General features: G+C 68.6%; 4 protein-coding genes. All 4 read right to left on the reverse strand.

Going from position 1 to position 2,730, the window contains the following annotated elements:
- Nucleotides 1-240, reverse strand: a 240-nt coding sequence (locus FVW20_RS19765) for a hypothetical protein (RefSeq protein ID WP_231039075.1), incomplete at its 3' end; no start/stop codon positions are given.
- 38 nt (nt 241-278) lie between these two features.
- On the reverse strand, nt 279-1,049 hold the full coding sequence (locus tag FVW20_RS11955) for a hypothetical protein (protein ID WP_196609793.1): 771 nt from the start codon (nt 1,047-1,049) through the stop codon (nt 279-281).
- A gap of 221 nt (nt 1,050-1,270) precedes the next feature.
- A complete protein-coding gene (locus tag FVW20_RS11960; protein ID WP_196609794.1) occupies nt 1,271-1,606 on the reverse strand; it encodes a hypothetical protein in 336 nt (111 codons plus the stop codon).
- A 172-nt stretch (nt 1,607-1,778) separates the two neighbouring features.
- On the reverse strand, nt 1,779-2,730 hold a 952-nt coding region (locus tag FVW20_RS11965; protein ID WP_196609795.1), incomplete at its 5' end, for a YIP1 family protein.

Below are 2,730 nucleotides of genomic sequence, written 5' to 3' on the forward strand. Positions count from 1 at the left end.
GGGCGTTCCGGGCGCGGGGGGCTCGTCGTTGCGCGGGACGGCGCAGCCCGCCAGCGTCAGGAACATCGTGGCGAGCAGCGTCAGTGCCAGCCTCCGGCCCGGCAGCGGCGGAGCAAGGGCGAAGGATCGCGCCACGGCGGCATGAAGGCGGATGCACGGCATGCCGCACGATAGCGGCTGGGCGCGGATTTGACAACGTGAGGCAGGCAAAAGGCCAAACGGTGGCGGGGCGGCCAGCATGGCCGCCCCGCGAGAATTGGCGATGGACGCCGACAGCCCTAGAACGCGGGCTCCTTGGACAAGCCCTTGGGCGCAGGCGGGTCAATCCACAGCTTGATTTCCTGCGCCATGTCCCACGAAACGGTCTGGGTTACGGCCCACATGGGGTCGCTTGGCTTGCGCGCCTTGGCGGAGAACAGGATGAAATCGTTGGCGAACTGATGCTCCATGACCCCGGCGTGCCCCATGGCCCAGATCATCTGGCCGGTGTTCACGTCCCATATCTCCAGCGACACCGACAGCTTGGTATCGCCGGAGGTGCCGCCGTTGACATAGTGGGTCACGTAGCCGCCGATGAGCAACTGTGCCCCGCGCAGGGCGGCCATCTGCATGGCCAGGTCGCGCCGGTAGGGGGTGGCGTTTTCCGCGAATTCGATGACCGGAAAGACCTTTTCAGACAGCCACGCCTGCCATATCTGGCGCGACACCTCCAGGCCGACAACGCCCGGCTTTTCCATCTGCTGGGTGACCCGGAAGGGCACGAACAGCGCGGTCAGGGGGCGGTTGGGCGGCGTGACCGGGCGCACGCTGACCTGAGGGTTGCCGCGCCGTACCCAGTCGTCCATGTAGAAGACGGGCTGGCTGGCAAGGTCGATGTACACTCCGGTCTTGGGCGGGCCGGAACAGGACATGACCAGCGGCAGAAGCAGCAGGCACAGCGCAAGCAGCGGCAGGCGCAGGGACGGACGGGCGCATCTGGCGGATATGGCGCATCTGGCAGGTGGGGCGGGGCATTCGGCGGGGGATGCCGGGCTGGGCATGAAGGGCATGGACAACGCTCCGGGAATGGCCGCGCGCCTGCCGTTGCCCTGTCGGGCCGGGGAAGGACGCACGGGGTGATGTCGGAAAGCCGTCGTGCGGACGGGTGTGCACATGCCGCAGCAAGAATGATGCCGTAGAGATGAGCGAGCGCGTGGGGGAATGCAGCAAAGGGCGCAAAGGGTGCGGGCCGGGCAGTGGCGCGTGGAGGCGTGTCACCGCGTCGGACGGGCTATTGCAGGCGCGGGGTGGGCGTGGGGGCGGCCTGGGCCGATTCCAGGATCTGTTCGCGGGTGCGCTGGATGCCGTTGTGCAGGTCCAGCCTGCGCTGGGCGGGAATGCGGTGGAATTCCGGGCGGCGGGTAAGATCCATCAGGTCGTTCATTTCGTGGCGGATGCGCCGCAGACGCACCAGCGTCTCGGCGTCCACGGGGGCCACCCGCTCGGCGATCTCGGCCAGTTCGCGCAGCTCGGCGGCCAGATCGCGGATGGTGCGCGGCGCGATCTCGCGGGAATGCCTGCGCCGTTCGCGCAGTTCGTTCCACAAGGCGCGCAGTTTCCTGAACATGGCCGCCTCCCCGGTTACCCGCCCGGTGGCCGTTTCCGCGTTCTTCCGGGGCGGGGCTGGTGCCCCGCATCCCGCATTCTCCGTTGCGCATCCTTCGCTTGCGCTGCCCGGTCATGCCGTGTGGCAGCGTCACCCCCGGGGGCGCGGACCGCATCGACGGCATGGGGGCCGCCTACATGGGCGCCGAGGACATGAGCATGCGCAGCAGTTGCACAGTCAGCGCGAAGCCCAGCCCCAGCAGCGGCCCGATGGCCAGCGCCGTGCGCGACCAGGGCAGCCGGTGGGCATACTTCACCCCCACGAACGTACATACCACGAACCACAGAGAACCCACCACCGGCCCCACCAGCGGCACCACGCTGAGCACCGTTGGCGCCGCGCTGTACGAGATGACCCGCACCGTGGTGTGCAGGTCGGCCGCGCGCGGCTCCACCAGCCGAATCATGAAGTGGTACAGGCCGGACAGCACGGCCAGTTGCAGCAGCAGGGTGAAGGGCGAGATCAGCAGGGTCATGGGCAGGCTCATGTCGTGGGTGACGCTGCCCATCCAGGCGTGCAGTTGCGGGTCTTCGATGAAGCCGCCAAAGGCACGCACGCTCATGAGGTACCACAGCCGTTCGGTAAGCGCCTGAAAGATGCCGACGAGCAGGTAGAATGCCACCGGGCGCTTGAGCGAGCCCGAGGAGCGTACCCCGGAGAAGAAGCGCGGCGCCGCCAGCATCACCCGCAGGATGGTCTGGTACAGGCCGGGAAAAAAGCCCACCCGGTCCAGGTTTTCCCACGGCACCTCGCTACGGGCCGAGGCAGCCCACGGCGGCAGGGGGGCGTCCCGTTCGTCGGGGTGCCCACCATTGCGCGGGGGAAAGGAATCGCCATGGTTTCCGGCGTTCCTCCCGTCAGGAATTCCGTTTGGGGTACCATCGGGCGTGTCGTCCCGGTAGTTGTCCCGGTCGTTGGCGGGACCGCCGTTGTGGCCGCGGCGGCCATCGAGGTCGCCGTTGCCGGGCCGGGTGAGGGATTCGGAGTGCTTGCGCCAGCGATCGCCCACCGAGGCCACGGCGTCCCAGATGTCGCGGGGCGAGCCGGGGCGGCGCTGGCCATCGGCGGACCCCGCAGGGGCGTTG

The organism is Nitratidesulfovibrio oxamicus (assembly GCF_015731765.1).
Taxonomy (GTDB): Bacteria; Desulfobacterota; Desulfovibrionia; order Desulfovibrionales; family Desulfovibrionaceae; genus Cupidesulfovibrio; species Cupidesulfovibrio oxamicus.

Coding starts and splice junctions, on each gene's coding strand:
- FVW20_RS11955 (WP_196609793.1), bottom strand. CDS start 1,049: ATGCCCTTCATGCCCAGCCCGGCATCCCCCGCCGAATGCCCCGCCCCA.
- FVW20_RS11960 (WP_196609794.1), bottom strand. CDS start 1,606: ATGTTCAGGAAACTGCGCGCCTTGTGGAACGAACTGCGCGAACGGCGC.